22 protein-coding genes are annotated in these 24,463 nt (G+C 64.9%); 11 read left to right on the forward strand and 11 right to left on the reverse strand.

Features of this window, described 5'->3' with window-relative positions; all coding sequences use genetic code 11:
• Nucleotides 1–147: 147 nt before the first annotated feature.
• The 7 genes from tla1 (at nucleotide 148) to ACWKV7_RS22920 (ending at nucleotide 6,169) form a co-directional block, all read left to right on the forward strand.
• Nucleotides 148–963, forward strand: coding sequence for a toxin Tle1 chaperone Tla1 (tla1, locus tag ACWKV7_RS22890; RefSeq protein ID WP_483860014.1), 816 nt, complete (start codon nucleotides 148–150; stop codon nucleotides 961–963).
• Nucleotides 964–1,048: 85 nt separating this feature from the next.
• Nucleotides 1,049–1,387, forward strand: coding sequence for a putative periplasmic lipoprotein (locus tag ACWKV7_RS22895; RefSeq protein ID WP_483860015.1), 339 nt, complete (start codon nucleotides 1,049–1,051; stop codon nucleotides 1,385–1,387).
• Nucleotides 1,388–1,888: 501 nt separating this feature from the next.
• Entirely contained in the window at nucleotides 1,889–2,275 is a 387-nt protein-coding gene (gene tli1a / locus ACWKV7_RS22900; protein WP_483860016.1) for a Tli1a family immunity protein, read from the forward strand.
• Nucleotides 2,260–2,403, forward strand: coding sequence for a hypothetical protein (locus ACWKV7_RS22905; RefSeq protein ID WP_483860017.1), 144 nt, complete (start codon nucleotides 2,260–2,262; stop codon nucleotides 2,401–2,403). Before tli1a (ACWKV7_RS22900) ends, ACWKV7_RS22905 begins: the two co-directional genes overlap by 16 nt.
• A complete protein-coding gene (gene tli1a, locus ACWKV7_RS22910; RefSeq protein ID WP_483860018.1) occupies nucleotides 2,400–2,927 on the forward strand; it encodes a Tli1a family immunity protein in 528 nt (175 codons plus the stop codon). Before ACWKV7_RS22905 ends, tli1a (ACWKV7_RS22910) begins: the two co-directional genes overlap by 4 nt.
• Complete coding sequence (locus ACWKV7_RS22915; protein ID WP_483860019.1) at nucleotides 2,912–5,542, forward strand: T6SS phospholipase effector Tle1-like catalytic domain-containing protein; 2,631 nt, start codon at nucleotides 2,912–2,914, stop codon at nucleotides 5,540–5,542. Before tli1a (ACWKV7_RS22910) ends, ACWKV7_RS22915 begins: the two co-directional genes overlap by 16 nt.
• An 81-nt stretch (nucleotides 5,543–5,623) precedes the next feature.
• On the forward strand, nucleotides 5,624–6,169 hold the full coding sequence (locus tag ACWKV7_RS22920; RefSeq protein WP_483860020.1) for a hypothetical protein: 546 nt from the start codon (nucleotides 5,624–5,626) through the stop codon (nucleotides 6,167–6,169).
• 48 nt (nucleotides 6,170–6,217) lie between these two features.
• On the opposite strand, the gene ACWKV7_RS22925 is transcribed toward ACWKV7_RS22920, so the two are convergent.
• The 11 genes from ACWKV7_RS22925 to ACWKV7_RS22975 form a co-directional block, all read right to left on the reverse strand.
• The gene (locus tag ACWKV7_RS22925; protein WP_483860021.1) at nucleotides 6,218–6,754 is read right to left on the reverse strand and encodes a hypothetical protein; all 537 of its coding nucleotides are present in this window, start codon (nucleotides 6,752–6,754) and stop codon (nucleotides 6,218–6,220) included.
• Nucleotides 6,755–6,790: 36 nt separating this feature from the next.
• On the reverse strand, nucleotides 6,791–7,204 hold the full coding sequence (locus ACWKV7_RS22930) for a hypothetical protein (protein ID WP_483860022.1): 414 nt from the start codon (nucleotides 7,202–7,204) through the stop codon (nucleotides 6,791–6,793).
• Nucleotides 7,205–7,350: 146 nt separating this feature from the next.
• A complete protein-coding gene (glgX, locus tag ACWKV7_RS22935; protein WP_483860023.1) occupies nucleotides 7,351–9,507 on the reverse strand; it encodes a glycogen debranching protein GlgX in 2,157 nt (718 codons plus the stop codon).
• Between the two features lie 138 nt (nucleotides 9,508–9,645).
• Nucleotides 9,646–9,915 carry a DUF2934 domain-containing protein gene (locus tag ACWKV7_RS22940; RefSeq protein ID WP_483860024.1) on the reverse strand — a complete coding sequence of 90 codons (270 nt, stop codon included), beginning with the start codon at nucleotides 9,913–9,915 and terminating at the stop codon, nucleotides 9,646–9,648.
• A 5-nt stretch (nucleotides 9,916–9,920) separates the two neighbouring features.
• On the reverse strand, nucleotides 9,921–12,725 hold the full coding sequence (locus ACWKV7_RS22945) for a malto-oligosyltrehalose synthase (protein ID WP_483860025.1): 2,805 nt from the start codon (nucleotides 12,723–12,725) through the stop codon (nucleotides 9,921–9,923).
• Between the two features lie 3 nt (nucleotides 12,726–12,728).
• The gene (gene malQ / locus ACWKV7_RS22950; RefSeq protein WP_483860026.1) at nucleotides 12,729–14,795 is read right to left on the reverse strand and encodes a 4-alpha-glucanotransferase; all 2,067 of its coding nucleotides are present in this window, start codon (nucleotides 14,793–14,795) and stop codon (nucleotides 12,729–12,731) included.
• The gene (gene treZ / locus ACWKV7_RS22955) at nucleotides 14,792–16,564 is read right to left on the reverse strand and encodes a malto-oligosyltrehalose trehalohydrolase (RefSeq protein WP_483860027.1); all 1,773 of its coding nucleotides are present in this window, start codon (nucleotides 16,562–16,564) and stop codon (nucleotides 14,792–14,794) included. Before treZ ends, malQ begins: the two co-directional genes overlap by 4 nt.
• Nucleotides 16,565–16,579: 15 nt before the next feature.
• Nucleotides 16,580–18,133, reverse strand: a complete 1,554-nt coding sequence (glgA, locus tag ACWKV7_RS22960; RefSeq protein WP_483860028.1) for a glycogen synthase GlgA — start codon at nucleotides 18,131–18,133, stop codon at nucleotides 16,580–16,582.
• A 313-nt stretch (nucleotides 18,134–18,446) separates the two neighbouring features.
• Nucleotides 18,447–19,172 (reverse strand): DUF892 family protein, encoded by a 726-nt coding sequence (locus ACWKV7_RS22965; protein WP_483860029.1) that lies wholly within the window; start codon nucleotides 19,170–19,172, stop codon nucleotides 18,447–18,449.
• Between the two features lie 27 nt (nucleotides 19,173–19,199).
• Complete coding sequence (locus ACWKV7_RS22970) at nucleotides 19,200–20,369, reverse strand: hypothetical protein (protein WP_483860030.1); 1,170 nt, start codon at nucleotides 20,367–20,369, stop codon at nucleotides 19,200–19,202.
• Nucleotides 20,370–20,404: 35 nt separating this feature from the next.
• A complete protein-coding gene (locus ACWKV7_RS22975) occupies nucleotides 20,405–20,872 on the reverse strand; it encodes a PA2171 family ribosome-binding persister protein (RefSeq protein ID WP_483860031.1) in 468 nt (155 codons plus the stop codon).
• Nucleotides 20,873–21,129: 257 nt separating this feature from the next.
• Here ACWKV7_RS22975 and ACWKV7_RS22980 point away from each other — a divergent pair, with 257 nt between their 5' ends.
• The 4 genes from ACWKV7_RS22980 (at nucleotide 21,130) to ACWKV7_RS22995 (ending at nucleotide 24,301) form a co-directional block, all read left to right on the forward strand.
• A complete protein-coding gene (locus ACWKV7_RS22980) occupies nucleotides 21,130–21,642 on the forward strand; it encodes a ferritin-like domain-containing protein (RefSeq protein WP_483860032.1) in 513 nt (170 codons plus the stop codon).
• A 138-nt stretch (nucleotides 21,643–21,780) separates the two neighbouring features.
• Nucleotides 21,781–23,199, forward strand: coding sequence for a cytochrome ubiquinol oxidase subunit I (locus tag ACWKV7_RS22985; RefSeq protein WP_483860033.1), 1,419 nt, complete (start codon nucleotides 21,781–21,783; stop codon nucleotides 23,197–23,199).
• Nucleotides 23,196–24,200, forward strand: a complete 1,005-nt coding sequence (cydB, locus tag ACWKV7_RS22990; protein ID WP_483860034.1) for a cytochrome d ubiquinol oxidase subunit II — start codon at nucleotides 23,196–23,198, stop codon at nucleotides 24,198–24,200. The genes ACWKV7_RS22985 and cydB overlap by 4 nt, the downstream gene beginning before the upstream one ends.
• Complete coding sequence (locus tag ACWKV7_RS22995) at nucleotides 24,200–24,301, forward strand: DUF2474 domain-containing protein (RefSeq protein ID WP_483860035.1); 102 nt, start codon at nucleotides 24,200–24,202, stop codon at nucleotides 24,299–24,301. Before cydB ends, ACWKV7_RS22995 begins: the two co-directional genes overlap by 1 nt.
• The last annotated feature ends 162 nt before the right edge of the window (nucleotides 24,302–24,463 follow it).

A 24,463-nucleotide genomic window follows, 5' to 3' on the forward strand; every position in this document is an offset into this window, starting at 1 on the left:
GACAAGGACAAGGCGGGGGAGGTGCTGGAGCAGGCCCTGGCCAACTGCACGGACAAGCCGCAACCGGCGGTCTGCGAGGAGTGTTTGCGCCGTGCGCAGAATGCTACCCAGAGCGTCGTTGCTCGCTAACTCAAGGAAGAAACCGAAATGAGCACCCCCATCGACCACTGGCTGGTCCAGCTTCACGAACAGGCGGAAAACGCCAGCCTGCCATACCTCGACCTGCTGATCGACGCCACCAACCTCGGCTACCCGCTGCTGCCCAGCCTGGCCGCGCTGGAGCCTTCGGCGCTGCTGGCCAAGCTGTTCGACGGCACGCCGGAAGCCGCCCTGGCGGATATCGGCCCCATGCTGCTGCGGCTGGACCGTCAGGCGCATACCCATCAGGACTGGCTGGTCGCCCTGCTGGCCACCGCCGACTGCCGCAACCACCTGCTAGCCCTGACCAGCCCCTGGGAATTCCAGGCCCTGGCCGCACACCTGCGCCATGCCACCCAGGCCGAATGGAACGACGGCAAGGCCAGCGGCCTGCTGCGCTACTACGACACGCGCCTGTTCGAAGGCGCCAGTGACGTGCTCGACCCCACGCAGAGCCACTGGTTTCACGCCCCGGTGATCGCCTGGCACTGGCTGGACCGCGACCACCAGGCTCGCAGCCTGGCCGGCCTCTGGTCGCGACATGCACAGGTGCCACAGCCGCCGCTCATGCGCCTGAGCCATGAACAGCTCGCCGGCCTGCAAGCCTGGAGCGCCGCCGAGGACTACCGCAGCCGGTGGCACGTCTGCCCCCAGCACTACGGCCTGGCCCAAGAGGAAACACTGGTACGCCACCTGTTGCATGCCCAATTGGCGGCCAATCGCGCCGGACTGCGGGAGATAGGGGGGCGGGATGACTTCGTGCGCGAATGGCTGGCGGCCAACTCGCCGGTGGTCAACCCTGCCGAGCCCGAAGCGCTGATATGAAGGCAATGTCCCGGTGTCAATTGGCCATGCGCGGCCGACAACGCCCCATGGGGCCCCCAATCTTTCCCCCAATCAGGGCTTCGAAATGAAAAAGATAGTCATTGCACTGCTTGCCTGTGTCGCTCTCGCCGGATGTAAGCGAGAAGGAGAAGACTTCATTGGTACTTGGGTCAATTCAGAACAAATCTCGAGCTCCCAAGTGATGACGGAAACCATAACCGTCACCAAGAGCAATGGCGGATATCGGGTGACTTCAAGAACCGATCCGGATATTTGGGGAGCGCTTGAATTCATGCTCGCCGCCGAATCCGACAATCTTCTGGTCGAGAGCGACAGCAAGAAAAAGAGGCTGGAACTTTCAGCCGCAAACCAACTGATCAGTTATTTGCGGAATAAGCCAGTGAAACTCTCGAGGGTCGAGTGAACCCGGCTTTCTCGCATCCGACTGATCTCAATATGTAGAAAGGAATGGCTTTGAACGGATTACTACGGATGGGCTTCCTCTGGTTGTTTATGTGCAGCATGACAGGCTGCGGCTCTCTGGGAAGCCGAGCAATGGAAGGCCCTCGGCACTTTTCCTCTTCGGTGTATCGAGGAACGCAATATGATTTTCAGCTGTTGTTGTTTAGCGACAAGATGAACCGTGGATATGTACCGTTTAGTCTGTGGTGCTGGATGTCAGTGATCTGTCCGGTCGCCACCATTTACTCGGTGCCTGTGGATTTAGCGGTAGATACCGTTCTACTTCCTTACGATATATACGAGAGCTATTAGGGCAGCGCAGGTATGAACTACGTTCGTCCGTTCGCCCTGCTGTTCGGCAGCCTGTTGCTTGGCGGCTGCTCGGCGCGGGAATCGGAAATGCTGGCCGCGCCAATCGGCGGTTATAACCACACCTCGGCTGCCATCAACCACTTCACCGTCAATGGCGCCGGCGGACCGAATATCGGGCCGCATCAGGGGGGGCTCGCAGGTTTGCTGCGGCGCGCTACCGCTTCACTGGCGCCCCGGTCTTCGGGCCATCGTCGAGTGGGAAAAAGACCCCAACGTCGGCGCATCCAAGGACTGGCCTGAGCCCTTGTTTTCCGATGCCTGGCACGAGCAAATGGAGGAACATCGCCGCAAATACACTCGGCATAGCGCCACGGTGGAGATTCCGCAGTACGGCGAGGACGTCTGTTCACTGAAGGTTCATTTTTTACCTTGCGATGAAGTCAAGATTTCTACCACCTGCTTTGCCCCCTCGCATCCCGACTATCCCGACAAAGCCTATTTCGCCACCCAGGAGACCAAGGAATGTCCGAAACCCTGACCCAGCCGAGCAACAATGAGAGTGCGCTGATTCCCAAGGCATTTCCCGCCGGCGGCCGGCTGCCGCGCAGCCCGGCGCAGTTGGCGAAGAATATCCGCCGGCAGCAGCGCGCCGAGGTGCGGGCATGAACCTTCACCATCTATTCGTCTTGCTGTTCGGCAGCCTGTTGCTTGGCGGCTGCTCGGCGCGGGAATCGGAAATGCTGGCCGCGCCAGTGGAGGGCTATAACCATACCTCGGCAGGCATCAATCACTTCACCGTCAATGGCGCCGGCGGGCCAAATATCGGCCCGCATCAGGGAGGAGGGAAGCAAGTGTGCTGCGGCGCACTACCCATCCACTGGCGCCCCGGCCTGCGGGCCATCGTCGAGTGGGAAAAAGACCCCAACGTCGGCGCATCCAAGGACTGGCCTGAGCCCTTGTTTTCCGATGCCTGGCACGAGCGAATGGAGGAACATCGCCGCAAATACACTCGGCATAGCGCCACGGTGGAGATTCCGCGCTACGGCGAGAAGGTCTGTGCCCTCCAGGTGCACTTCCTGCCCTGCGATCAGGTGCGGGTATCCACCACCTGCTTTGCCCCCTCGCATCCCGACTATCCCGATAAAGCCTATTTCGCCACCCAGGAGACCAAGGAATGTCTGAAACCCTGACCCCGCCCAGCAATAACGAGAGTGCATTGATTCCTAAGTTTTTTCCTGTCGGCGGTCGGCTGCCGCGCAGCCCGGCACAGTTGGCGAAGAATATCCGCCAACAGCAGCGCGACGAACTGGTCGCCTGGAGCGCCGCCAATCTCGCGGCGGCGGCCAGGGCAGAGGCCGAACCCGGCAAGCCCTGCTGCAAGGTGCTGCACCTCTCTCTGTTCTTCGATGGCACCAACAACCACGAGCCTTCGGACAGTACGGCCGACCCGCGCTGTACCAGCAATGTGGCGCGGCTGTTCCATGCCAGCATCGGTCATGCGGAGCAACAGGACGCCATCGACAAGGGCTTTCATGCCTATTACAGCCCCGGCGTGGGAACGGTCTTTCCGGATATCGAAGAGTACGCCCCCAGCCAGTTCGGCCTGATCGGCGCCAAGGGTGGGGAGGATCGCATCAACTGGATGCTGACCCGTTTGCTCGACGCCTTGCGCTTCACCTTGACCCAGCAGAGGCTGGAGCTGCCTGAAACTCGCACTCTGGTAAAGGCCATGAGCACCAGTTGGACGACCAACGTGCTGAGCGGCGGCCTGCTGGAGGATGGGGCGCGCAAGCGCGAGGCGGCGCTGCGGCCGAAGCTCGCGGAGCTGGAAACCACCCTGGCACAACGCCGGGAGGCCGGGCAGAAGCCGGAGATTCTCGCCCTGCGCCTGTATGTATACGGCTTTTCCCGTGGCGCGGCGGAGGCCCGCGCCTTCGCCAACTGGTTGCTGGCGCTGACCCGCATCCAGAGCACGGAGGGCGGGATCGACTACCGCTTCGCCGGCTTGCCGCTGTCCATCGAGTTCCTCGGTCTGTTCGATACCGTGGCGGCGGTGGGCCTGGCGGACAGCGCACCCTTCGCCGCCGGCCATATGAGCTGGGCCGACGGCAGCATGCGCCTGCCGGACCTGGACACGACGCTGCCCGAGGACCGGCGCTTTCTCAAGCGCTGCGTGCACCTGGTGTCCGCCCACGAGCAACGCGCCAGCTTTCCGCTGGACTCGATCCGCCGCCGGGAGAAGGATGCCGAGGGCCGGCGCGACAGCCAGCGCCCGTCCAGCTACCGGCAGGACAGCGTGGAGTACGTCTATCCAGGCATGCACTCCGACGTCGGCGGCGGCTACCCGCCGAGGGACCAGGGCAAGGCCCAGGGCGGGCAGGGGGAGCTGCTGTCGCAAATTCCGCTGCACCATATGTATGCGGAAGCCTTCGAGGCCGGCGCGCCCCTGCAGGTGCCGCCGCTAGCGGTGGGCAACTACGAGGAGTGGCGAGGGATGGGGGAAGATACCCTCGCAGAGTTTGGAATAAAGGACCTGCTCATCACCCGATTCAACGCCTGGCAAGCCCAGGCCAAGGCCGGGCCGCTGGAGCATATCGTCGAGCGGGAAACCGCGCTGATCACCGGCTGGCGCATCGACCGCTATGCCGAGAACCTGTACAAGCAGCGCTTCTACGCCGAGGTGCGCGGCAAGGATATGAGCAAGGATGAGCGCAAGGCTCGAGAGCGTTTGCATGAGCGCAAACTGGAGGAGTACCAGGCCGCCCAGCAGGGCCAGCCGCCGCACGAGCTGAGCGCCGGCGAGCAGGCGCAGCGCGAGCAGGACCTGGCGCTGATCGGTGAGCAGGAACACGCCAAACTCAATACCAACAAGTGCTTCGAACCGAGCCTGGACGACCGGCAACTGCGCCGCGCCGCCGCCGAATTCCGCCGCGATTACACGCGGAGCTGGGAGATTGGCGAAGACACCTTCGAGTGGGGTGGCATCGTCAATATCCTGCTGGGCGGCACCGTCTATTTGATCAACGAAGAGGACGAGGCCAAGGAGTATGGCTTCCTGTATACCGAGGGCACCCGGCTCTACCAGCGGCTGTTCAGCTCCTCCAACATGCCGGCTGCCGGCCAGGAAGAGCTGGTACGGCTTTTCGACGACCACGTGCACGATTCCCGCGCCTGGTTCATGAACTCGTCGGGCCTTGAAGAACGCGAGCCGTTCACCGATTACTTCCGCATCCGCCTGGTGCACTTCGACAATGAGTCGAACAAGGACCTGTCGGTGCTGGCCACCGCCGGACGGGTAATTGGCGTCGGCATCGCCCTGGCCAGCGTTGGCCTACTCATCAAGAAGGGCGACCCGCGCTACCTGCTGGGGCTGATCCTGCCATCCCTGGGCACGCCGGTGCTGCGCGGCAAGGTCGGCCTGCCGGAACTGCCGGGCGTTGCGAAGATGCCGCAGGTCAGCGCCTACGACCCGCTCACCGGTATCGCCCTGCCGATGGTGCAGGGCGCGCAGGCGCTGCGTGCCTATACCCGCAACCCTGGCGACGTGGTGAGCCTGGTCAGTGCCTTGCCGCTACCGGAACCGCTCAGCGAGAAGACTGCCGATACCCCGGAGTTGGCCGCCATCCTCAAGGCCCATCGGCTCGCCGAGGTGGCCAAAGAGGCGAAGGAGAGCAAGGACGCCAGCGGCCTGCTCGGAGCCATGCTCGGCACGCTCGCGGACAGCCCCATAGCAGCCCCGGAGAGGAAGCCCGGCTGGTGGGAAAAGGCCGGCGAAGCGCTGGAAACCCTGAACGGCGAGAGCTGAACAGCAACTGCAGTTGGCGGGACACGGGCAGCGGCCCCACGCGTCCCGCCGGCAAAACGCAACCGATAGTGAGGAAAGCTCATGGATTCATCCACCGAAACCGGCTGTCCCCAAGCGGCGCTGCCGGAGCGCCTGTATGCACTGCGTCGCATGGAGCCGGGGCGCAATGGCTATTGGGACGTGGCCCTCATGCGTAACCGGCAGCTCTTTACCGCGCAGTTCAGCGATCTCCAGTATGGCGGCAAGGAGGCGGCATTCCGCGCGGCCCTGACCTTTCGCAACCAGACGATCCTGGAGAACCCGCCGCAGAGCAAGCTCGCCCTCAGGCAGCGCAAGCGTCGGGGCTTGCCGGGCATGGCAGGTGTATACCGCACCATGAAAAAAAGCAGAAAGGGCGAAGAGGTCTATTACTGGGAAGCCAAAACCCGAATGTCGGATGGGCGCTATCGCAGACGTTGTTTCAGCGTGAAGCAGCATGGCGAGGAGCGGGCACGACAACTAGCCGAGACGGAACGCCTGAATCAACTGGCCCAAACCGATGACGTCCCTTATCTGCTGAGTTCGGAAGCTCGGCAACTGCATGGAGCCCTCTTCGCGGAACATGCTGGCTCCCCGATCGCAGGCTGACAAGGCAACTGACAGAGCCTCCGGTGCGGTTCTAAATGGTCGCGCGGACTATTTGGCTACCGGAAAATCCTTGCCCCACAGGCGAATGGAGGTACCGCTTTCCACCGGGCCGGCGAAGACGAACTTCTGGCGTACGCCAGTGTTGGCCGGGATGGTGACGTCGTCGGGGTTTTCCAGCCCGGCCAGTAGCGGGTTGGAGTAGCCATCCTGGTCGATGGCCAGCAAGGCGCCGGTCTGCTTCAGGTTGATCAGGCGCAACTGCTCGTCGGACTGGTTCTTCAGGCCCAGGGTGACGTAGAGGTTGTCGCCGCTCGGCTCGACCTTGAGCACGTCGATATGGACGCGTCCTTGCAATTGCTCGAGGTTGGAAACGACCAGCGCGCCGTCCGCCCCCACGGCCGCTTCACGACCATCGACCACGCCCTCGGTGATGCCGCCCAGCAGATTCTTGCCGGCAGCGATGGCCGAGGACACGGCGGTCTTGGTCGTCTCCTTGAGCGAGCTGGTTTCATCCTCGGCCAGTGCGAGGGAGCTGCCCAGCAGGGCGGCCAGGAGAACGGCGATTCGGCGCGAAGCATGATTCATGGAAAAGTCCTTATGAGAAGGGAAGGGAGGCCAGGTTCAGTCGGCGGCGGGATCGTCCTGCGACAGGGCAGGCAGGAAGGTCTGCCGGTCGAAAACGGCCAGCACGATAGCTGCGCCGACGCACGCGGTGAACCAGGAAAGCATGAAGACCCGGAAGAGATTGATGGAAGGCGCATCATGCGGCGAGCCGGTGATGCCGATGGCGAGTAGCTGTAAATAGAGCCGCACCGTCAGCACGAGCGCCAGGATAGCGGTCGGCACGCCCGCGCATATCGCCAGCGATCTCCACCGCTCGCCGCGGAGTTTCCCGCGCCCGGCGGCGAATGCGCAGGCGGTGGCAGCCAGGCAGGACAGAATCAGGATTGCGAAGAAGCTGCCGACGCCGAAGATGAGCGCAGCCAGCACGGTCGAGGCGGTGTACAGCCCGATGAATTTGATCTCTTGCCCCACGGGTGCGACCCCTTCCATGTGTCCCGAAGGGCGGCAGGGTGGCATGCCCGGGGGCCCGGAAAAAGCCGGACGCTGCGGAAATGTGACGCCCTGCGCAGCTCCCGCCGCGGGGCGGCCTTGGCGGGCTCCGGCGAGCCCGATCGGGCTCAGCAGGCGGTCTTGAGCAGCTCGAACAGCAGCAGCGATCGTCCGGTCGCCGGGTAGACGTTGCCGAAGCCGAAGTCCTCGCTGGCCGCGGTGGGCTGGTGGGTATCCACCAGGCGACGCCAGCATGAACCCTCCGGCACTTCGGGCAGATGGAAATCGACCCGGCCATGGTGAGCGTTGACGACCAGCAGCAGGGTGCTGTCGGAGCCGGCGCGGCGGATGCCGGTGGGCTGGGCGCGGCCGTCGAGCAGCATGCCCAGGCAGCGGGCGTGGGGATCTTCCCAGTGCTCGACGGTCATCTCCTCGCCGGCTGGCGACAGCCAGGTGACGTCCTTGACCCCCAGCTCCTCGTTGTAGGCGCCGACCAGGAAGCGCCCACGGCGCAGCATCGGATACTTCTGGCGCAACGCAATGACTTTGCGTGTGAAGGCGAGCAGGGCCTTGCCCTCGTCATCCAGCTCCCAGTTGATCCAGCCAATTTCGCTGTCCTGGCAGTAGGCGTTGTTGTTGCCGTGCTGGGTGCGCGAGAACTCATCGCCGGCTACCAGCATTGGCGTGCCCTGGGAGAACATCAGGGTACCGATGAAGTTGCGCATCTGCTTCAGGCGCAGTGCGCGAATGGTGCGGTCGTTGGTGGGGCCTTCGGCGCCGTGGTTCCAGGACACGTTGTTGTCGGTGCCGTCCTGGTTGCCCTCGTCGTTGTCTTCGTTGTGCTTGTGGTTATAGGAAACCAGGTCGCGCAGGGTGAAGCCGTCATGGGCGGTGATGAAATTGACCGAGGCGAACGGCCGTCGCCCGCGCTGGTTGTAGAGGTCGCCAGAGCCGGTGAGGCGCTTGGCGAATTCCGGCAACTGCCCCTCGTCGCCTTTCCAGAACGCGCGGGCGCAATCGCGGAAGCGGTCGTTCCACTCCATCCAGCCGGGTGGGAAGCCGCCCACCCTGTAGCCGCCGGGGCCGCAGTCCCAGGGTTCGGCGATCAGTTTCAACTGACGCAGCACCGGGTCCTGGCGGCAGGCGACGAGAAAGCCGTGGCGCTCGTCGAAGCCCTCCGGATGGCGACCGAGAATGGTCGCCAGGTCGAAGCGGAAGCCGTCGACGTGCATTTCCGTGGCCCAGTAGCGCACCGAGTCGGTGACCATCTGCAGCACGCAGGGGTGGCTGAGGTCGAGGGTGTTGCCAGTGCCGGAGTCATTGACGTAGTAGCGCTTGTCATCGGGGAACAGGCGGTAGTAGGTGGCGTTGTCGATGCCGCGCATGGACAGGGTCGGCCCCAGTTCGTTGCCCTCGGCGGTGTGGTTGTAGACCACGTCGAGGATCACCTCCAGGCCGGCGTCGTGCAGGTGCGCGACCATCTCCTTGAATTCGCTGATCTTGCCGCTGGCGAGGTAGCGCGGGTGGGGGGCGAAGAAGGCGATGCTGTTGTATCCCCAGTAGTTGTTCAGGCCCTTCTGCAGCAGGTGCTGGTCGTTGACGAAGGCATGAATCGGCAGGAACTCGATGGAGGTCACGCCGAGCTTGCGAATGTAGTCGACCACCTCGCTGGTCATCATGCCGGCGAAGGTACCGCGCGCCGCCTCCGGCACTGCCGGGTGGCGCATGGTGTAGCCGCGCACGTGGGCCTCGTAGACGATGGTCCGGTCCCAGGGCACCCGCACCGGCTGGTCGCGGCCCCAGGTGAAGGCCGGATCGATGATCTTGCACTTGGGCACGTAGGGCGCGCTGTCGCGCTCGTCGAAGCTGAGGTCGGTATCCTTCGAACCGATGGTGTAGCCGAACAGCGATTCCGACCAGCGCAACTGGCCGACCAGTTGCTTGGCATAGGGATCGATCAGCAATTTGTTGGGATTGAAGCGGTGCCCGGCATCGGGTTCGTAGGGCCCGTACACGCGGTAGCCGTAGATCTGCCCGGGATGGGCGTCCGGCAGGTAGCCGTGCCAGATTTCATCGGTGTATTCGGGCAGCTCGATGCGTTCCAGCTCGGTTTCGCCCTTGTCGTCGAACAGGCACAGTTCAACCTTGGTGGCGTGGGCGGAGAAGATCGCGAAATTGACGCCAAGACCGTCCCAGGTGGCCCCCAAGGGGAAGGGCAATCCTTCGCGAATGCGCGACTGGGTCATCAGGTGAGGGGCCTTGGCGGTACTGTGCTTGCGGTCCATCGGTTCCTCGGCTGTCGAAATCGGTGCAGGTCAGGCGTGCACCGGGCGCCTTCGCGGTGGCGTTGTCACCGCGCTCCTGGGTGTCCGGCATGGGGCGGGGCGCAAGGCGCGAAGCCACGTTCGCGCCAGGCTCATCCGTCAGCTATCGCTGGTCTTGCTGGCGCTCTTGCGCGGCGCGCGGGGTTTCTTCTCCGCTGCCGGGGCCGACTTCGCTTCGCTGGAAACGGCTTCCTTGGGCTTGGTCGCGCGGCGCGCGCGCGGCGCGGGCTTGGCTATCGGTGCCGCGGCTTCTGCTTCGGCCAGCTTGCAGGCCATGTCCCAGTGGCGGTCCTCCTGTCCGGCCGGACAGCCTTCGGATTGCCAGATCTGGTAGGCAAATTCGCGGATGCGCTGTTCATCGACGTTCATTTCATTCAACTCTCCATCACTTGGGGCGACTCGCAGTACCAGAGATTCAGGGAGAATGGCGCCAGCGCTTCGGCCAGGGGCAATTCATCCTCTTGCTTTGTGACTGTTGCGCCGGAAAAAAGTCCCCTCAGGGTTTGCTTCGCCGCCTGGGGCGGCAACTGGATGCGCGTATCGCCCCAGGCCTCGGCGGCGATAAGCGGCTGCTCGGCGTCGCCAAGCAGCGCCGAGGGCAGGCACGGCACCACCACCACTGCCAGGTGCTCATCCAGCAGGCGGGCGAAAGCCAGCACGCGCGCGGCGTGTTGCCCGCGTACCTCCAGGGGCAGGTAGGCGCCCTCGGCGAACAGCCGCGGCAGTCGCGCACGCAGGTTCAGCGTGCGGGCGATCAGCCACTGCTTGATGCGGCCGTCATGCCAGTCGGCGAGCAGCTCGGCGGGGTTGGCACCGAGCTTCAGGCTGTGCCTGCGCCGGGCGAAATCCACTGGCCGGCGGTTGTCCGGGTCGACCAGGCTCTGGTCCCAGTATTCGCACCCCTGGTAGAGGTCCGGTACGCCAGGCGTGGTCATGCGCAGCAAGCTCTGGCTCAGCCCGTTGAGGGCGCCGGCAGGACCGATGAGACGGGCGGCGTCGGCGATTTCGCCTCGCAAGGTCGCGGCCCGGTCGCCGAGCAGCACCGTTTCGAGGAACGTCCGGCAGGCGCTTTCGTAGGGCTGGTTGGGGGCATGCCAGCTGCTGTGCAGCTTGGCCTCGCGCAGCGCCTTTTCCTGCCACTGGGCCAGGCGTTCGGCGTAGTCGCGCAGGCCCTGGATGTCGGTCAGCTGCAAGTTCGTCGGCCAACTGGCGAGCAGGATCTGGTAGAGAATCAGCTCGTCGCCCGGGTACGGCGCCACTTCGTCGCTCAGTTGTTGGCGCAGCGGCTCGGCCAGCTTCATCCAGCGCAGCACGCGCTCGCTGAACCAGGCGGCGCGCTCGCTCAGCACCGCCAGCCGCGCCCGGCAATCCTCGCCGCGCTTGTGATCGTGGGTGGCGGTGGTCAGCAGGTTATGCGGAAAACTTGTCGCACGGTCCCGACAGGCTTCGTGGAAGGCCGCGGGCGATGCGCCGAAGTGCTGGGGATCGAAACCGACGTCATTGCGCGACAGCAGCACCGCCGAGCGATAGCAGGCGGTGTCTTCCACGGCCTTGGCGGCGACCGGCGAGGTCAACTGCTGGAAGCGCACGCAGGCATAACGCCGCGCCTTGCGCTGCGCCCGTGGCAGGCCGCGTAGCGGCTCGCCGCCAAGCCAGCGCTGCAGATGCTCCAGCAATGGCAACTCGGCGTCGCTCAGGCTGGCCCGCGCGCCTTCAAGCGCCTGCTGGAAGAACGGCTCGTCCTGGGCGGCACGGCCGGCGCCGGTGATGTAGGTGCGATACACCGGGAAGTGCACGATCAGCTCCAGCAGCGCTCGGCGTATGGCGCCAAGGGTGATATCGCGGGTCATCAGGTCGGCCCGCGCCACCTGCAAGAGCGCCTGGGCGACGGTCTCGAAATCCCCGGCCAGAGGCCCTGTGAGCACCAGTTGCCGGGCCAGGCGGGCCTCTTCGAGGAAGTCGCCCGGACGGCCGCTGATGCTGCTCCACAGGGCGCACAGGGTCGACCAGCCGGCAGGGTCGTGCTGCAACTGGGCCACCTGATTCATGAACTCGTAGCCGGTGGTGCCGTCCACGCCCCAGCCGGGGGCCAGGCGCTCGCCATGGGCAAGGATCTTCTCCAGGTAGATGGGGAAGTGCCGCAGCCGCGCGTCGCCATGACGGCCGGCGAGCAGCCGGTCGACCCGCCGACGCAGCCGCCGGCAATAGCCGCGCGGATCGGCCAGGCCATCGACGTGGTCGATGCGCAGACCATCGATCAGCCCTTCGCCGATCAGTTCGAACAGCTTGGCGTGGGTCTCCTCGAACACCACCGGGCGCTCGACGCGCAAGCCGCCAAGTTCGTTGATGTCGAAGAAGCGCCGCCAGTTGATGTCGTCGGCGGCGGTGCGCCAGCTGGCCAGCCGGTAGTGCTGGATTTCCAGTAGCTCGTGCAGTCGCGCCATGCCGCCGGGGTGGCCGGCGTCGTAGTGATCGAGGGTGCGTTGCAGCGCCTGGCGCACGTCCGCCTGCTCGGCCAGCCGGGCCAGCTCGGCCTTGGCTTCGCGGGCCAGCAGGTAGGCCCGGGGCTCGCCCTTGAGCGCATCGAAACGCTCGGCCAGTTCGGCCAGCAGCGGGTGATCGGCGGCGCGCAGCAGGTCGCCGTAGCTCGGCGGGCTGATGGGGAAGCGGTGGTCGTAATGGCTGACATAGAAGCTGCCGTCTTCGGCGAGGAAGTGCAGCGGCAGCTCGCCGGCCTGCAGTACTTCGCCGTAGTCGCTGCGCAGGAACGGCACCAGGAGCTGGCCCTCCAATAGCGGGTCGGGCGAATTCCACTGGATGTCGAAGAATTCCGCATGGGGGCTGCGACGGCCCCATTCCAGCACGTCGAGCCACCAGGGGTTGGCCGAGCCACCGACGGCCATGTGGTTGGAGACGATATCCAGGATCAGCCCCATGCCGCGCTTGCGCAGCGCGCCGACCAGCCGGCGCAGGGCCGCTTCGCCACCCAGTTCGGGGTTGATCGCTGTCGGGTCGACCATATCGTAGCCGTGCATCGAACCGCTGCGGGCGCGCAGCAGGGGCGAGGCATAGATGTGGCTGATGCCGAGATCGGCGAAGTAGTCCACCAGCGGCAACGCGTCGTCGAGGCTGAAGCCGCGGTGGAATTGCAGACGCACGGTGGCGCGCAACGGTGTCATGGGTTACTCCCGAGCCTGTCGCCGGGCATCGGCAAGGATACGCAGGCGTTCAATCGCGGCAGGGGAGTCCAGCAGTTCGCCGCTGTTGCCGCGCCAGCGCCGTTGCCAGTTGGGGTGCTGCTCGACGATGCCGGGCAGGTTGGCCTGTTCCTCCAGGCCGAGCACATCCTCCATCGGCAGCAAGACCAGTGGGGCTGGCGTATGGCCGAGGAAGGCGGCGCACCCGTCGAGCAGGGTGTCCGCGTCGAGGTCGTGCTCGCGGGCCTGCATGCCATCCCTGGCCAGGGCGTTGCGCAGGCCCTGGCGCTCCTTCTCGCGCGCCTGCCGCGCATTGGCTTGCGCCTGGTCGTCGTACTCGCCCAGGCGTACCCGCCAATCGATGTCGCGACCCTGCCACCAACCGGCGAGGGTTGGCAGGTCGTGGGTGCTGCTGGTGGCCAGGGCATCCGTGGGCCAGGTGCCCGGCGCGTGGAAGTGCCCCTGGGAATCCTGCTCGAACAGCAGAACGCGCATGCCCAGGATGCCCCGTTCGGCCAGCCGCTCGCGGAAGCCCGCAGGTACGGTGCCGAGGTCTTCGCCGAGAACCAGCGCCTGGTGCCGCCAGGATTCCAGGGTCAGCAGCCGCAGCAGATCGTCGAAGGGGTAGTTCAGGTAGGCACCTTCCTTCGGATCGGCGCCCTCGGGCATCACCCATAGCCGCTTGAGGCCCATGACATGGTCGATACGCATGCCGCCGGCATGGGCGAAGTTGGCGCGCAGCATCTCGATGAAGGCTCGGAAACCGTTGCGCTTGAGGCCCTCGGGGGAAAAGGCCGAGATGCCCCAGGCCTGGCCGGAGCGGTTGAGAATGTCCGGCGGCGCACCGACGGTGAGGGTGGAGAGCAATTCGGCCTGGCGGCTCCAGGCCTGGCTGCCGCCACCATCGGCGCCCACTGCCAGATCGCTGATCAGGCCGATGCCCATGCCGGAGCTGCGCGCCGCAGCCTGCGTGCGCTCCAGCCCGCGGCTGATCAGCCACTGGGCGAAGGCATGGAAGCTGACTTCGTCGCTGTGTTCGGCGGCGAAACGCTCCACCGCGGACGAGGCCGGATCGCGCCAATGCTCCGGCCACTGGCGCCAGTCGCGGGGGCCGTCGTGGGCGACCTGATAGGCCTGGATGGCCTCGAACCGGCAATGATTCTCCAGCGCCTCGCCACCGCTCTGGCGGAAGCTGAGGAAATCTTGCCAGAGCGGATTACCGCCCCGGCGAAACTCCCCGAACAGGGCGCGCAGCACACAGAGCCGGGCTTGCGCCGCTGCTGGCCAGTCCACTAGCTCCAGCCGCTCCAGCCGCTGCAGTTCCTCGTCCAGATTGCAGCTGGCGATCGCCTGGCGCAGCTCGCGTTCGCCGAGAATGCTGCCCGGCGCGGCGTAGAGCACGTTGTAGAACAGCCGGCTGGAGGGCGAGTAGGGGCTGTAGTGGCGGGTTTCCGCGCTGTACATGGCGTGCAGCGGACTGATGGCGATGGCATCGGCACCACGCGCGGCCGCGGCATGGACCAAGCTTTCCAGCGCCTGGGTGTCGCCCAGGCCGCCATCGCCACGGCGGCGCAGCGCATAGGTCTGCACGGAAAGGCCCCAGGCACGCGGCGGGCGCTTGCACAGTTCCTCGATACTGGTGCAGCGCGCCGGCGCCACCGCCAACTGTACCTGGCGGTCACCGATCTGCAGGTGCTGATAGCCGACGTTGGCGATGGCGGGCAAATGGCCCTGCTCATCGAGTTGCACGTCCAGACAGTCGCCGTTTTCCAGGCGCAACTGGCCGCGGGTGCCGCCCTCGAAATGCGCCGAGAGATCGAGCGGCTGCCCGTAATCGAGGGTGATCAGGGTCGGCAGCTCCGCCTTGCCGTCATGGGCGAGCCGGGCGAGGCTGTCTTCGATCTGCCGGGGGCTCTCCGCTGGCAATTCCACGGCGGCCAGTATGCGCCGCAGCACCTCGGGGTTGACCCGTTGCGGGCGGTTGTCGGCATCCACCCAGTCGACTTCCAGCCCGGCGGCGCGGGCCAGCTCGGCGAGGCGTTGGTCGCTCATCGTCTTTCCTCCAGGAAAACCAGGGCCAGCCGTGGGCCGAGCAAGCCTTCGCGGCGCATGGCGCTGCCGGACGCGCTTTCGAACAGCAGGCGCGACGGCGAGAGCGTCTCGGGCACCGGCACCGGGCGAGCGCCGAGATTGAGTTCGATACGCAGCTGGGCGCCGTCGCCCAGTTGCCAGCAGGCCAGCAGCGCGCCCTCGGCCAGCACTTCCGCGCCGATGGCGCGGGCCCCGGCCAGGCGCGGCACGATCTGTTCGCGGCGGATGCCAAGCAGCTCTCGGTAGAGCGCCAGCCACTGGGCGTGGCCAGGCTCGCTGGCTTCGCTGAAGTCCGGCCGCGAAGCGTCGAAGGTGCTTTCGGCGTTGGGGTCGGGAATGGCGGCCCGCTTGTCCGGGTCGGCAAAATCGTCGAATTCGGCGAACTCGCCGCGCCGGCCTTGGCACACGGCTTCGGCCAGTTCGCCGTGGTAGTGGGTGAAGTAGAGGAACGGCTGACGCGCCCCCCATTCCTCGCCCATGAACAGCAACGGCACCATCGGCGAGAGCAACAACAGGGTGGTGGCCGCCTTCAGGGCCTGCTCGTCCGCCAGGCTGACCAGCCGTTCGCCGAAGGCACGGTTGCCGATCTGATCATGGTTCTGCAGGAACAGCACGAAGGCACTGGGCGGCAGGTGTGCGCTGGGTTCGCCGCGCGCACGACCGTGGCGATTGCGCTCGCCCTGGTAGATGAAGCCTTCGCTCAGGCAGCGTGCCAGCTTGTCGCTGGGCGCGTTCAGGTAGTCGCCGTAGTAGCCCTGGCTTTCGCCGGTGAGCAGCACATGCAGCACGTTGTGGCCATCGTCGTTCCACTGGGCGTCGAAGCCGCTATCCAGCAGGTCGGCGCGGTTATGTTCGTTCTCCAGCACCAGGTGCACGTGACGCCGCGGCGCGATGGCGGTGCGCACGCGCTGGGCCAGTTCGGTGAGGAAGTCCCGCTCCGGAATGGCGTGCACCGCATCCAGGCGCAGGCCGTCGAAGCGGTATTCGCAGAGCCACATCAGGGCATTGTCGATGAAGAAATCGCGCACTTCACGCCGGCGAAAATCGATAGCGTCGCCCCAGGGCGTGCTGTGATCATGGCGGAAGAAGGCGCTGGCATAGCGGCCAAGGTAGTTGCCCTCCGGCCCGAAATGGTTGTAGACCACATCGAGAAACACCATCAGGCCGAGGCCATGGGCGGTATCGATCAGGTGCTTCAATTCGTCCGGGCTGCCGTAGGAAGACTCCGGCGCATAGGGCAGCACGCCGTCGTAGCCCCAGTTGCGATTGCCGGGAAATTCCGCCAGCGGCATCAGCTCGATGGCGGTCACGCCCAGTTCGGCAAGGGATGGCAGCAAGCGCTCGACGCCAGCGTAGCCGCCGCACAGGCCGACATGTAGCTCGTAGAGCACGGTTTCGTGCCAGGGCCGGCCGCACCAGTCCTCATGACGCCAGTCATAGGCGTGCGGATCGACCACCCGGCTCGGCCCCTGCACGTCGCCGGACTGCGCGCGTGAAGCGGGGTCCGGTACATGCAACTGGTCGTCGATCAGATACCGGTACAGCGTGCCGGCGCCGCACGGCGCCTCGCAGACAAACCAGCCATCGGCGGCGGGTTCCATCGGCAGGCGGGCGCCGTCGCTCGTCTCGACGCACACCCGTTCGGCATCCGGCGCCCACAGCGAAAAACGGGTGCGATGTGGTTCCAGCAGCTGCGCGCCGTGGCGCCGACCCTGGGCTGGCTCTGACATGGCTGCTCTCCTTGGTCAGGCGCTGTGGCGCGCTTCGCCGTAGGCTTCCAACAGGCGCTGATAGAGCCGCAGGTAGGGTTTGATTGTCTCCTGCCAGTGGAACGGCGAGGCCATCGCGCGGCAACGCATGGCATGGAGCAGCGCGGGTTCGGTGTAGATATGCAGCGCGCGGTCGATGGCCTGGCGGTAGCTGTCGACGGTCGGCCGCTCGAAGAGGAAGCCAGTCAGGCCATCCTCGATGGTGTCGGCCAGGCCGCCGGTGCGATGGGCGATCGGCAGCGAACCGAAGCTTTGCGCATACATCTGGCTGAGTCCGCAGGGCTCGTAGCGCGACGGCATCAGCAGGAAGTCGCTCCCGGCGAACATGCGCCGGGCATCGGTCTCGTTGAAGCCGACATTCACCCCGACCTGGCCAGGGAAGCGCTCGGCGAGTGCGCGCAGCTCCGCTTCCACCTTCGGTTCGCCGCGACCGATGACGGCGATCTGGCCGCCGCTCGCGACGATGTGGCCGGCAACCTGGCACGTCAGGTCCAGGCCCTTCTGGTAGACCAGGCGCGACACGACGGCGAACAGCGGCCCTTCGCTCTGCTGCAGGCCGAACCGGCGACGCACGTAGTCGCCGTGAACTGCCTTGCCTTGCCACTCGTGGGCGCGGAATCCGCAGATCAGGTGGGGATCGGTCTCGGGGTTCCAGCTGTCGTCGATGCCGTTGGGAATGCCACCGAGGCGCCCTTGCAGTGCCTTGCTGCGCAGGAAACCCTCCATGCCGCAGCCAAACGCCTCGGTGGTGATCTCACGCGCATAATTGGCGCTCACCGTGGTCACCTGGCTGGCGTAGGCGATACCGGCCTTGAGCATCGAGAGCTTGCCATGGAACTCCATGCGCTCCGGATGGCAGGCGTCCATGGGAATGCCCAGTTCCGGGCGGCACTCCAGGCTGATCAGGCCCTGGTAGGCGAGGTTGTGAATGGTGAATACGCTCGGCGTGCGCTGTCCGCGCCAGCGCATGTAGGCCGGGGCCAGGGCCGCCGGCCAGTCGTGGGCGTGGACCAGCTCGGGACACCAGCTGATGCAGGCGGTACCAGCGGCCAGCTCGGCGGCGGCCAGCCCCAGCCGGGCGAAGCGAATGTGGTTATCCGGCCAGTCCTGCCCGTTGTCGTCGGTATAGGGCGAACCGTCGCGGTCGTAGAGTTCCGGGCACAGCAGCACGTAGACGATCAACCCGTCTTCGAGATCGAGGCGGCCGATCTTGCAGGGCGGCAGGGCAGCATGGCCCGGCAGGCTACCCACTACGCGAATCGGCAGGCCGCTATCGAGCACCTGGCGATAGCCGGGCATCAACACGCGCACATCGTGGTGATCGGCCAGGGCGCGGGGCAGGGCGGCGGAAACATCGCCAAGACCGCCGGTTTTCACCAGGTCGGCCAGCTCCGGCGTGACGAAGAGGATCTTGCGTTTGTTCGGCTGCCCGTCCCGCAACAACAACTGCGGCTTATTGGCGGCGGGCTTGTCAATCAGGGGGTCGAGGCGGTGCTTTGCATACTGGGGCTGCACAGCGGTATAGCTCATGACGTCCTCCAAACAATTGATCCTGGCTGCGAACCGAGCAGTGCTCCGATGGGGGCGACGCATCCCTCGATGCCGGCCTGCGTGACCGGCGTAGAGCCTCTTCCTGGAGCGAGACCCCTCTGTATTCCTGACCGGGGGCATCTGGAGAAGTTTCCCCTTAATCCCGCTCCGCCGCCGAACGGAGCGGTGCGCGAGGGGAGTGCACCTGAGTGCCTGCAAGAAAGGCACGCAGGTGCCACGCAGGCAGGGCGGGCACAGGGAGGGGGGACGGAGAAGCTCCCGGAGGAGGCAGTTGCCGCCTCCGGGATGGGGGCTAGCTCAATTGGGACTTGAGATCGTCACGCAGGCAATCGTGGATGCGCGCCAGGTGCTTTTGCTCCTGTTGCAACGCCGGAACGAACGAGTCGGCGATCTCATTCTGGCCGGCCTGGCGGGCGAGTTCGATGAGCAGCTCCCAGCCGGCATTGTCGGTCAGTTCGGCGGTGAGCAGGGCGGAGAAGCATTGCGCCATGCTGGTTCGCGGATCGCTGATGACTTGCAGCAGGCCCATCGAGGCGACGCCGGTGACGTCGGCGCTTGGTGTCTGCGCGGTGGGGTCGGCGCCGAGTTTGTGCATGGCTTGGGTGACCAGTTCCAGGTGCTCGGCTTCCTCCCGGTGGAAGCGTCGCAAATCGCGCATCAGGTCGTCAGGGAGCTTTTCTTCGCAGGCTTCGGCCTTGGCCAGCAAGGATTCGTACAACCGCGTTCCGGTGCGCTCGAAGGCCAGGCGCTCGCCGAGCTTGTCGATCAATACCTCCGGGCTCTTGCCCACCAGTTTTTCCAGTGCGCTCTTGAGCATGCCCTTGGCGGTGCCTGGCAGCGGCACCGAGCCAATGCGCTCGGACTCCACGACGTAGATGCCGCGTTGCTTGGCCAGGGCATTGGCGCTGCCACGCACGTCCGGCTTGTTCGATTCGGTGGCGTCGATCATGCGCTCGGTATCGAGCGGCGACATCTGCGCGCCGGTCATATTCAGGCCCATCTTCACGGTTTTTGCCATGTTGGTTCTCCTTCGCAGAGTGACCGCTCACGCGCGCTTGCGGGCCAGTTCGGTTCCCGGTGCCCAGGTGTAGCCGGCCGAGACGATATCCGCCGCCACGCCTTCCGAGTTCATCTGCTGGCGATAGGCGATGCTGGCCTTGCTTTCCTGCTTGAGCGGTACGAATTCGGTGCCGTTGGTGCGCATGTCCACTTCCTCTTCGAGGACCTTGCGCACGTAGTCGCGCTGGCTCTTGAACTCGATCATCGAGGGCAGATCGCCGCCGAGCACTTCTTCCGGATCGCGTCGTTCATGCTGCTTGAACAGCTCGCAAACCAGATTCAGCTGCCCTTGTTCGTAGTCCAGGAAGCGCTCCCAGATGGCCTTGACGCGCGGGTTGATTTCCTGTTCGACACAGCTGTGGTAGGCGTAGACCTCCATGGCTTCGTGGATCAGCCATTTTTCCAGGAAGCTTTCGTCCGGGTCCTGCAGCGAGCCGTACTGGGTGACGTGCTGCTCCTCCACTGAGGCGATTTCCGCGTACAGCTGGCGTGCCAGCGGGTCGGCGAACAGCGGGCCGATGTTCATGTAGTAGTCGTGGGTCTGGTATTCGGCCGCGGTGATCATCGCCGCGTGGATCTTGGTGATCAGCTCGGCGTTCTGCTTGTCGTAGGCGTTTCGCAGATCGTCCTCGGGGGCACGGAACTCCTCGGAAGTCTTCCGTCCGGGCACGATGTCGGTATAGCCCTGGAGAATGTTGTTCGCGTCCTTGCCTTCCAGCCGGTCGAGCATGGCGGAGTAGCGATACAGGTGGTCGAAGTCTTCCAGCAGGCCGAAACGGTAGGTCTGGGCCTGGTAGGGGTCGGGCTCGTTCTGCGCCACCGCGGCGGTGACCTCAATGGCCACCTGCTCGTAGGCGATGGTGGTTTCCAGCGGCGAATGGTCGGCCGACAGCAGCCAGTTCACCATGGTCGCCTGGAACTGCTCGACACGACGCACCTGCGCCAGGGGCAGGCGCAGTTCGCGGTTCATGCGCGCGCCGATGTGCTTGAGACGCAGGGCGTCGTTCTCGATGCCGTTCATGAGGATGACGCGTACCCGGGTGAAGGCATCGTCATCCAGCTTGCTGATGGTCTTGCCCACCAGGTCCTTCCAGGTGAATACCTGTTTCTCCAAGGGGCACCCCTTGGCGTCGAGCAGGCTCGATAGCTTTTTCATGGGTCCTCCGATGGCCGGTCAGCCGTGTGGGTGCGTCAGGCGGCGTTCTTCATCAACTCTTGCTTGCGCGCCTTCATGCGCTCGCCCAGCTCTTCCAGTTGCTTCTTGGTCATCAGCTTGCTGGCCTCGGCGAACATTTCCTCTTCTTCTTCCTTGACATGGTGCTCGACCAGTTCCTTGAGCACCTTCACGCGGCCGGCGAACTCGACGGTGGCGGGCTTGGTTTTCTTCAGGTCCGGCATGACCAGGGATTCCACCGCGCGGTGCTCCTCCTTGGCCTCGAAATACATCTTCTGGTCTTCCTTTTTCTTCTCGCCAGCCTCGCGGAAGGCGGGGTAGAAGATTTCCTCTTCGAGGGTGGTGTGCACGCTCAGCTCGAGATCGATCTTCTCCAGCAGTTCGTTGCGTTTCTTCTCGTCCTTCTCACTGGTTTTACTCAGTTCGGTCAGCAATTCGCGAACCTTGCGATGGTCCTGCTCCAACAGCTCGATGGCGTTTGTCATGATGTTTTTCTCCCTCAGGCATTCCCGGTGGGGCCGGGTTTTCAGCGTGCCGGCGAGCCGGCTTGTAAGTAATCGAACCTGCGGCCACGGCAGAGTTCAGGCCGCCGGTCGGCCGCGACGCGCCCGGCTGCGGTCCCGTTTGTCTTCTGCCGCAGCGCTGCCAAGGAACTCCTGGGCAGGCTTTCTCTCCATCTGTAGGGAGGCTGCCTGGCGCGGCTTCTTCATGAATGCCTTACGTTCCCCTTGGGAGAATCGCTATGACCGATGTTCGCAAAGAGCGCCTGCTGGAATGGCTGCGCGATGCACATGCCATGGAGTTGCAGGCGCATTCGTTGTTCAAAGGGCAGGCCGAGCGCATCGAGCATTACCCGCAACTGAAAACGCGCCTGGAGCAGCAGTGCGCCGAGAGCAAGGCCCAGGCCGAACGCCTGGAGGCGTGCATCGAGCAGCTCGGCAGTTCGCCATCGACGGTCAAGGACGCCGGCGGCAAGCTCGTGGCCTTCGGCCAGAACCTGGCAGGCATGCTGACCGAGGACGAGGTGGTCAAGAGCGTGCTCAGCCTCTACACCTTCGCCCATATGGAGATCGCCTCCTACCGTATCCTCATCGCCACCGCCCACGAGGCCGGCGAGCCCCGCATCCACGAGCTGTGCGCGCAGTCGCTGAAGGAACAGACGGCGCTGGCCGACTGGCTAGGCGAGCATCTGGCACCGATCACCCAGCAGTACCTGATCCGGGAAATGGCCGATAACACCGAGGCGAAGCACTGATCAGCGCACGGCGGGCCGGGCGCGCCGTGGCATCGGCGCCCCAGCCGGTCACACTGTGCGGATCCTGGCTGGCAGTCCGCCTGCCAGCGCACAGCCCCATCGACGCGCCCGCCAGTGCGCACCGGGAAAGGAGGCGTCATGTTCGGCCTGGAGGCACTTGAACTGGCCCGTATCCAGTTCGCTTTCACCATTTCCTTCCACATCATCTTTCCGGCGCTGAGCATCGGCCTGGCCAGCTACCTCGCCGTGCTCGAGGCGTTGTTCCTGCGCACCGGCAAGCAGGTCTTCCGCCAGCTCTACCGCTTCTGGCTGCAGATCTTCGCCGTGACCTTTGCCATGGGCGTGGTATCCGGCGTGGTGATGAGCTACCAGTTCGGCACCAACTGGGCGGGGCTCTCCAGCGCCGCCGGCAACATCATGGGGCCGCTTTTGACTTACGAGGTGCTCACCGCGTTTTTCCTAGAGGCGGGCTTCCTCGGCATCATGCTGTTCGGCTTCAACAAGGTGGGGCCGCGCCTGCACTTCATCGCCACGCTGATGGTGGCCATCGGGACGCTGATCTCCACCTTCTGGATCCTGTCGTCCAACAGCTGGATGCATACCCCCCAGGGCCATGAACTGGTCGACGGCGTCTTCGTGCCCCGGGACTGGCTGGCCATCATCTTCAATCCGTCGTTTCCCTATCGCCTGGCGCACATGAGCCTGGCAGCGTTTCTCAGTACCGCCTTCATCGTCGGCGGGACCGCCGCCTGGCACCTGCTCAAGGGCCGCCGCTACCCCGGCCTGCGCATGATGTTTTCCATGTCCATGTGGATGGCGTTGCTGGTTGCGCCGCTGCAGGCGGTGGTCGGCGATCTGCACGGGCTCAATACCCTGGAGCATCAACCGGCGAAGATCGCCGGTATCGAAGGGCTGTGGGAGACCGAGCGCGGCGTGCCGTTGCTGCTGTTCGGCTGGCCGGACATGGAGGCGGAAACCACCCACTATGCCGTGGGCATTCCCAAGCTCGGCAGCCTGATCCTGGCCCATGACCTGGACGGCGAGATCAAGGGGCTGAAGGCCTGGCCGCCGGAGGATCGGCCGATGTCGACGATCATTTTCTTCAGCTTCCGCATCATGGTCGGGCTCGGGCTGCTGATGATTCTCGCCGGGCTGATCGGGTTCTACCTGCGTCTGCGCGGGCGGCTGTACGACGCGCGGCTGTTCCATGGCTTCATCGTGGCGCTGGCACCCTCCGGGTTGCTGGCATTACTGGCCGGCTGGATCACCACCGAGGTCGGCCGCCAGCCCTGGGTAGTCTATGGCCTGCTGCGTACCGCCGATGCGGTATCCAGCCACGGCGCCGGTCAGCTCGGCACCTCGCTGAGCATATTCTTCGTGGCTTATCTGCTGGTATTCGGCGTCGGCATCACCTACCTGCTGCGGCTGATGCGCAAGGGGCCGCAGGTGCTCGGCAAGCTGCCCGTGCCGGAAGACGCCGGCCCCGGGCACACACGCCAACCCATGCGTCCGCTGTCGGGCGCCGAGCCGGGAATCGACGAGGAGGAACGCCCATGAGCATCGACCTGCCGCTGATCTGGGCCGGGGTGATCGCCTTCGGCATCTTCATGTACGTGGTGATGGATGGCTTCGACCTGGGCATCGGTATCCTCTTTCCGTTCATCCCGGAAAAGGACAACCGCGATGTGATGATGAATACCGTGGCGCCGATCTGGGACGGCAACGAGACCTGGCTGGTGCTCGGCGGCGCCGGATTGTTCGCCGCCTTCCCGCTGGCCTATTCGGTGGTGCTGACCGCCCTCTACCTGCCGTTGATCCTGATGCTGGTGGCGCTGATCTTCCGCGGCGTTGCCTTCGAGTTCCGCTTCAAGGCCAAGCGCACCCGCCACCTGTGGGACCTGGCCTTCATCGGCGGCTCGCTCTTGGCGACCTTCAGCCAGGGGGTGGTGCTTGGCGCCTTCATCAACGGCATGCCGGTTGAAAACCGCGCCTATGCCGGCGGCGCCTTCGACTGGCTGGCGCCATTCCCGCTGTTCACCGGAGCCGCCCTGGTGGTGGGCTACGCGATGCTCGGCTGCGGTTGGTTGATCATGAAAACCGAAGGCGACCTGCAGCAGCGCATGTTCAGGCTGATGTTGCCGCTGGCCTGCGCGCTGCTGGTGGCCATCGCCATCGTCAGCCTGTGGACGCCATGGGCGCACCCGGCCATTGCCCAGCGCTGGTTCACGCTGCCAAACCTGTTGTACTTCGGCCCGGTGCCGATCCTGGTGGGGGTGACCATGCTGGCCCTGGTACGGGCGGTGGGGCGCCATCGGGAAATCCAGCCCTTCGTATTGACCCTGGTGCTGATCGTGCTGGCCTACATCGGCCTGGCCATCAGCCTGTGGCCGAACATCGTGCCGCCATCGATCTCCATCTGGCAGGCCGCCGCGGACGAGAGCAGCCAGCGTTTCACGCTGGTGGGCGTGGCGGTGTTGGTGCCGGTCATTCTCGCCTACACGCTGTACAGCTACTGGGTATTCCGCGGCAAGGTGCGGCTCGGCGAGGGTTATCACTGATGTTGCGAAAACTCGCCTGGTTCGTCGTGCTCTGGTGTGCCGGGGTATTGTCGATGGTGACGCTGGCCTACTTGATTCGCCTGGCGATGGGCATCGCATGACGCAAACAGCCGAAGTTTGTTTCTTTATATATTTCTGCTTGATTAAGCGGAGAGTTGAACTACCGCCTGACTGGCGAAAGTTAATGTTGATAGCAGGGGGCTTGCGAGGGGGTTAATTGCAGTAGCTGTTATCGACAACTGCCGTTGCACACTATCGCGGCG

This window comes from Zestomonas ipomoeae (assembly GCF_057128665.1).

Coding starts and splice junctions, on each gene's coding strand:
- ACWKV7_RS22980 (WP_483860032.1), top strand. CDS start 21,130: ATGACCGATGTTCGCAAAGAGCGCCTGCTGGAATGGCTGCGCGATGCA.
- ACWKV7_RS22995 (WP_483860035.1), top strand. CDS start 24,200: ATGTTGCGAAAACTCGCCTGGTTCGTCGTGCTCTGGTGTGCCGGGGTA.
- tla1 (WP_483860014.1), top strand. CDS start 148: ATGAGCACCCCCATCGACCACTGGCTGGTCCAGCTTCACGAACAGGCG.
- ACWKV7_RS22940 (WP_483860024.1), bottom strand. CDS start 9,915: ATGAACGTCGATGAACAGCGCATCCGCGAATTTGCCTACCAGATCTGG.
- cydB (WP_483860034.1), top strand. CDS start 23,196: ATGAGCATCGACCTGCCGCTGATCTGGGCCGGGGTGATCGCCTTCGGC.
- ACWKV7_RS22985 (WP_483860033.1), top strand. CDS start 21,781: ATGTTCGGCCTGGAGGCACTTGAACTGGCCCGTATCCAGTTCGCTTTC.
- ACWKV7_RS22925 (WP_483860021.1), bottom strand. CDS start 6,754: ATGAATCATGCTTCGCGCCGAATCGCCGTTCTCCTGGCCGCCCTGCTG.
- malQ (WP_483860026.1), bottom strand. CDS start 14,795: ATGAGCGACCAACGCCTCGCCGAGCTGGCCCGCGCCGCCGGGCTGGAA.
- ACWKV7_RS22915 (WP_483860019.1), top strand. CDS start 2,912: ATGTCTGAAACCCTGACCCCGCCCAGCAATAACGAGAGTGCATTGATT.
- glgX (WP_483860023.1), bottom strand. CDS start 9,507: ATGGACCGCAAGCACAGTACCGCCAAGGCCCCTCACCTGATGACCCAG.
- treZ (WP_483860027.1), bottom strand. CDS start 16,564: ATGTCAGAGCCAGCCCAGGGTCGGCGCCACGGCGCGCAGCTGCTGGAA.
- ACWKV7_RS22965 (WP_483860029.1), bottom strand. CDS start 19,172: ATGGCAAAAACCGTGAAGATGGGCCTGAATATGACCGGCGCGCAGATG.
- glgA (WP_483860028.1), bottom strand. CDS start 18,133: ATGAGCTATACCGCTGTGCAGCCCCAGTATGCAAAGCACCGCCTCGAC.
- ACWKV7_RS22945 (WP_483860025.1), bottom strand. CDS start 12,725: ATGACACCGTTGCGCGCCACCGTGCGTCTGCAATTCCACCGCGGCTTC.
- ACWKV7_RS22905 (WP_483860017.1), top strand. CDS start 2,260: ATGTCCGAAACCCTGACCCAGCCGAGCAACAATGAGAGTGCGCTGATT.
- ACWKV7_RS22920 (WP_483860020.1), top strand. CDS start 5,624: ATGGATTCATCCACCGAAACCGGCTGTCCCCAAGCGGCGCTGCCGGAG.
- tli1a (WP_483860018.1), top strand. CDS start 2,400: ATGAACCTTCACCATCTATTCGTCTTGCTGTTCGGCAGCCTGTTGCTT.
- ACWKV7_RS22895 (WP_483860015.1), top strand. CDS start 1,049: ATGAAAAAGATAGTCATTGCACTGCTTGCCTGTGTCGCTCTCGCCGGA.
- tli1a (WP_483860016.1), top strand. CDS start 1,889: ATGGCGCCGGCGGACCGAATATCGGGCCGCATCAGGGGGGGCTCGCAG.
- ACWKV7_RS22975 (WP_483860031.1), bottom strand. CDS start 20,872: ATGACAAACGCCATCGAGCTGTTGGAGCAGGACCATCGCAAGGTTCGC.
- ACWKV7_RS22970 (WP_483860030.1), bottom strand. CDS start 20,369: ATGAAAAAGCTATCGAGCCTGCTCGACGCCAAGGGGTGCCCCTTGGAG.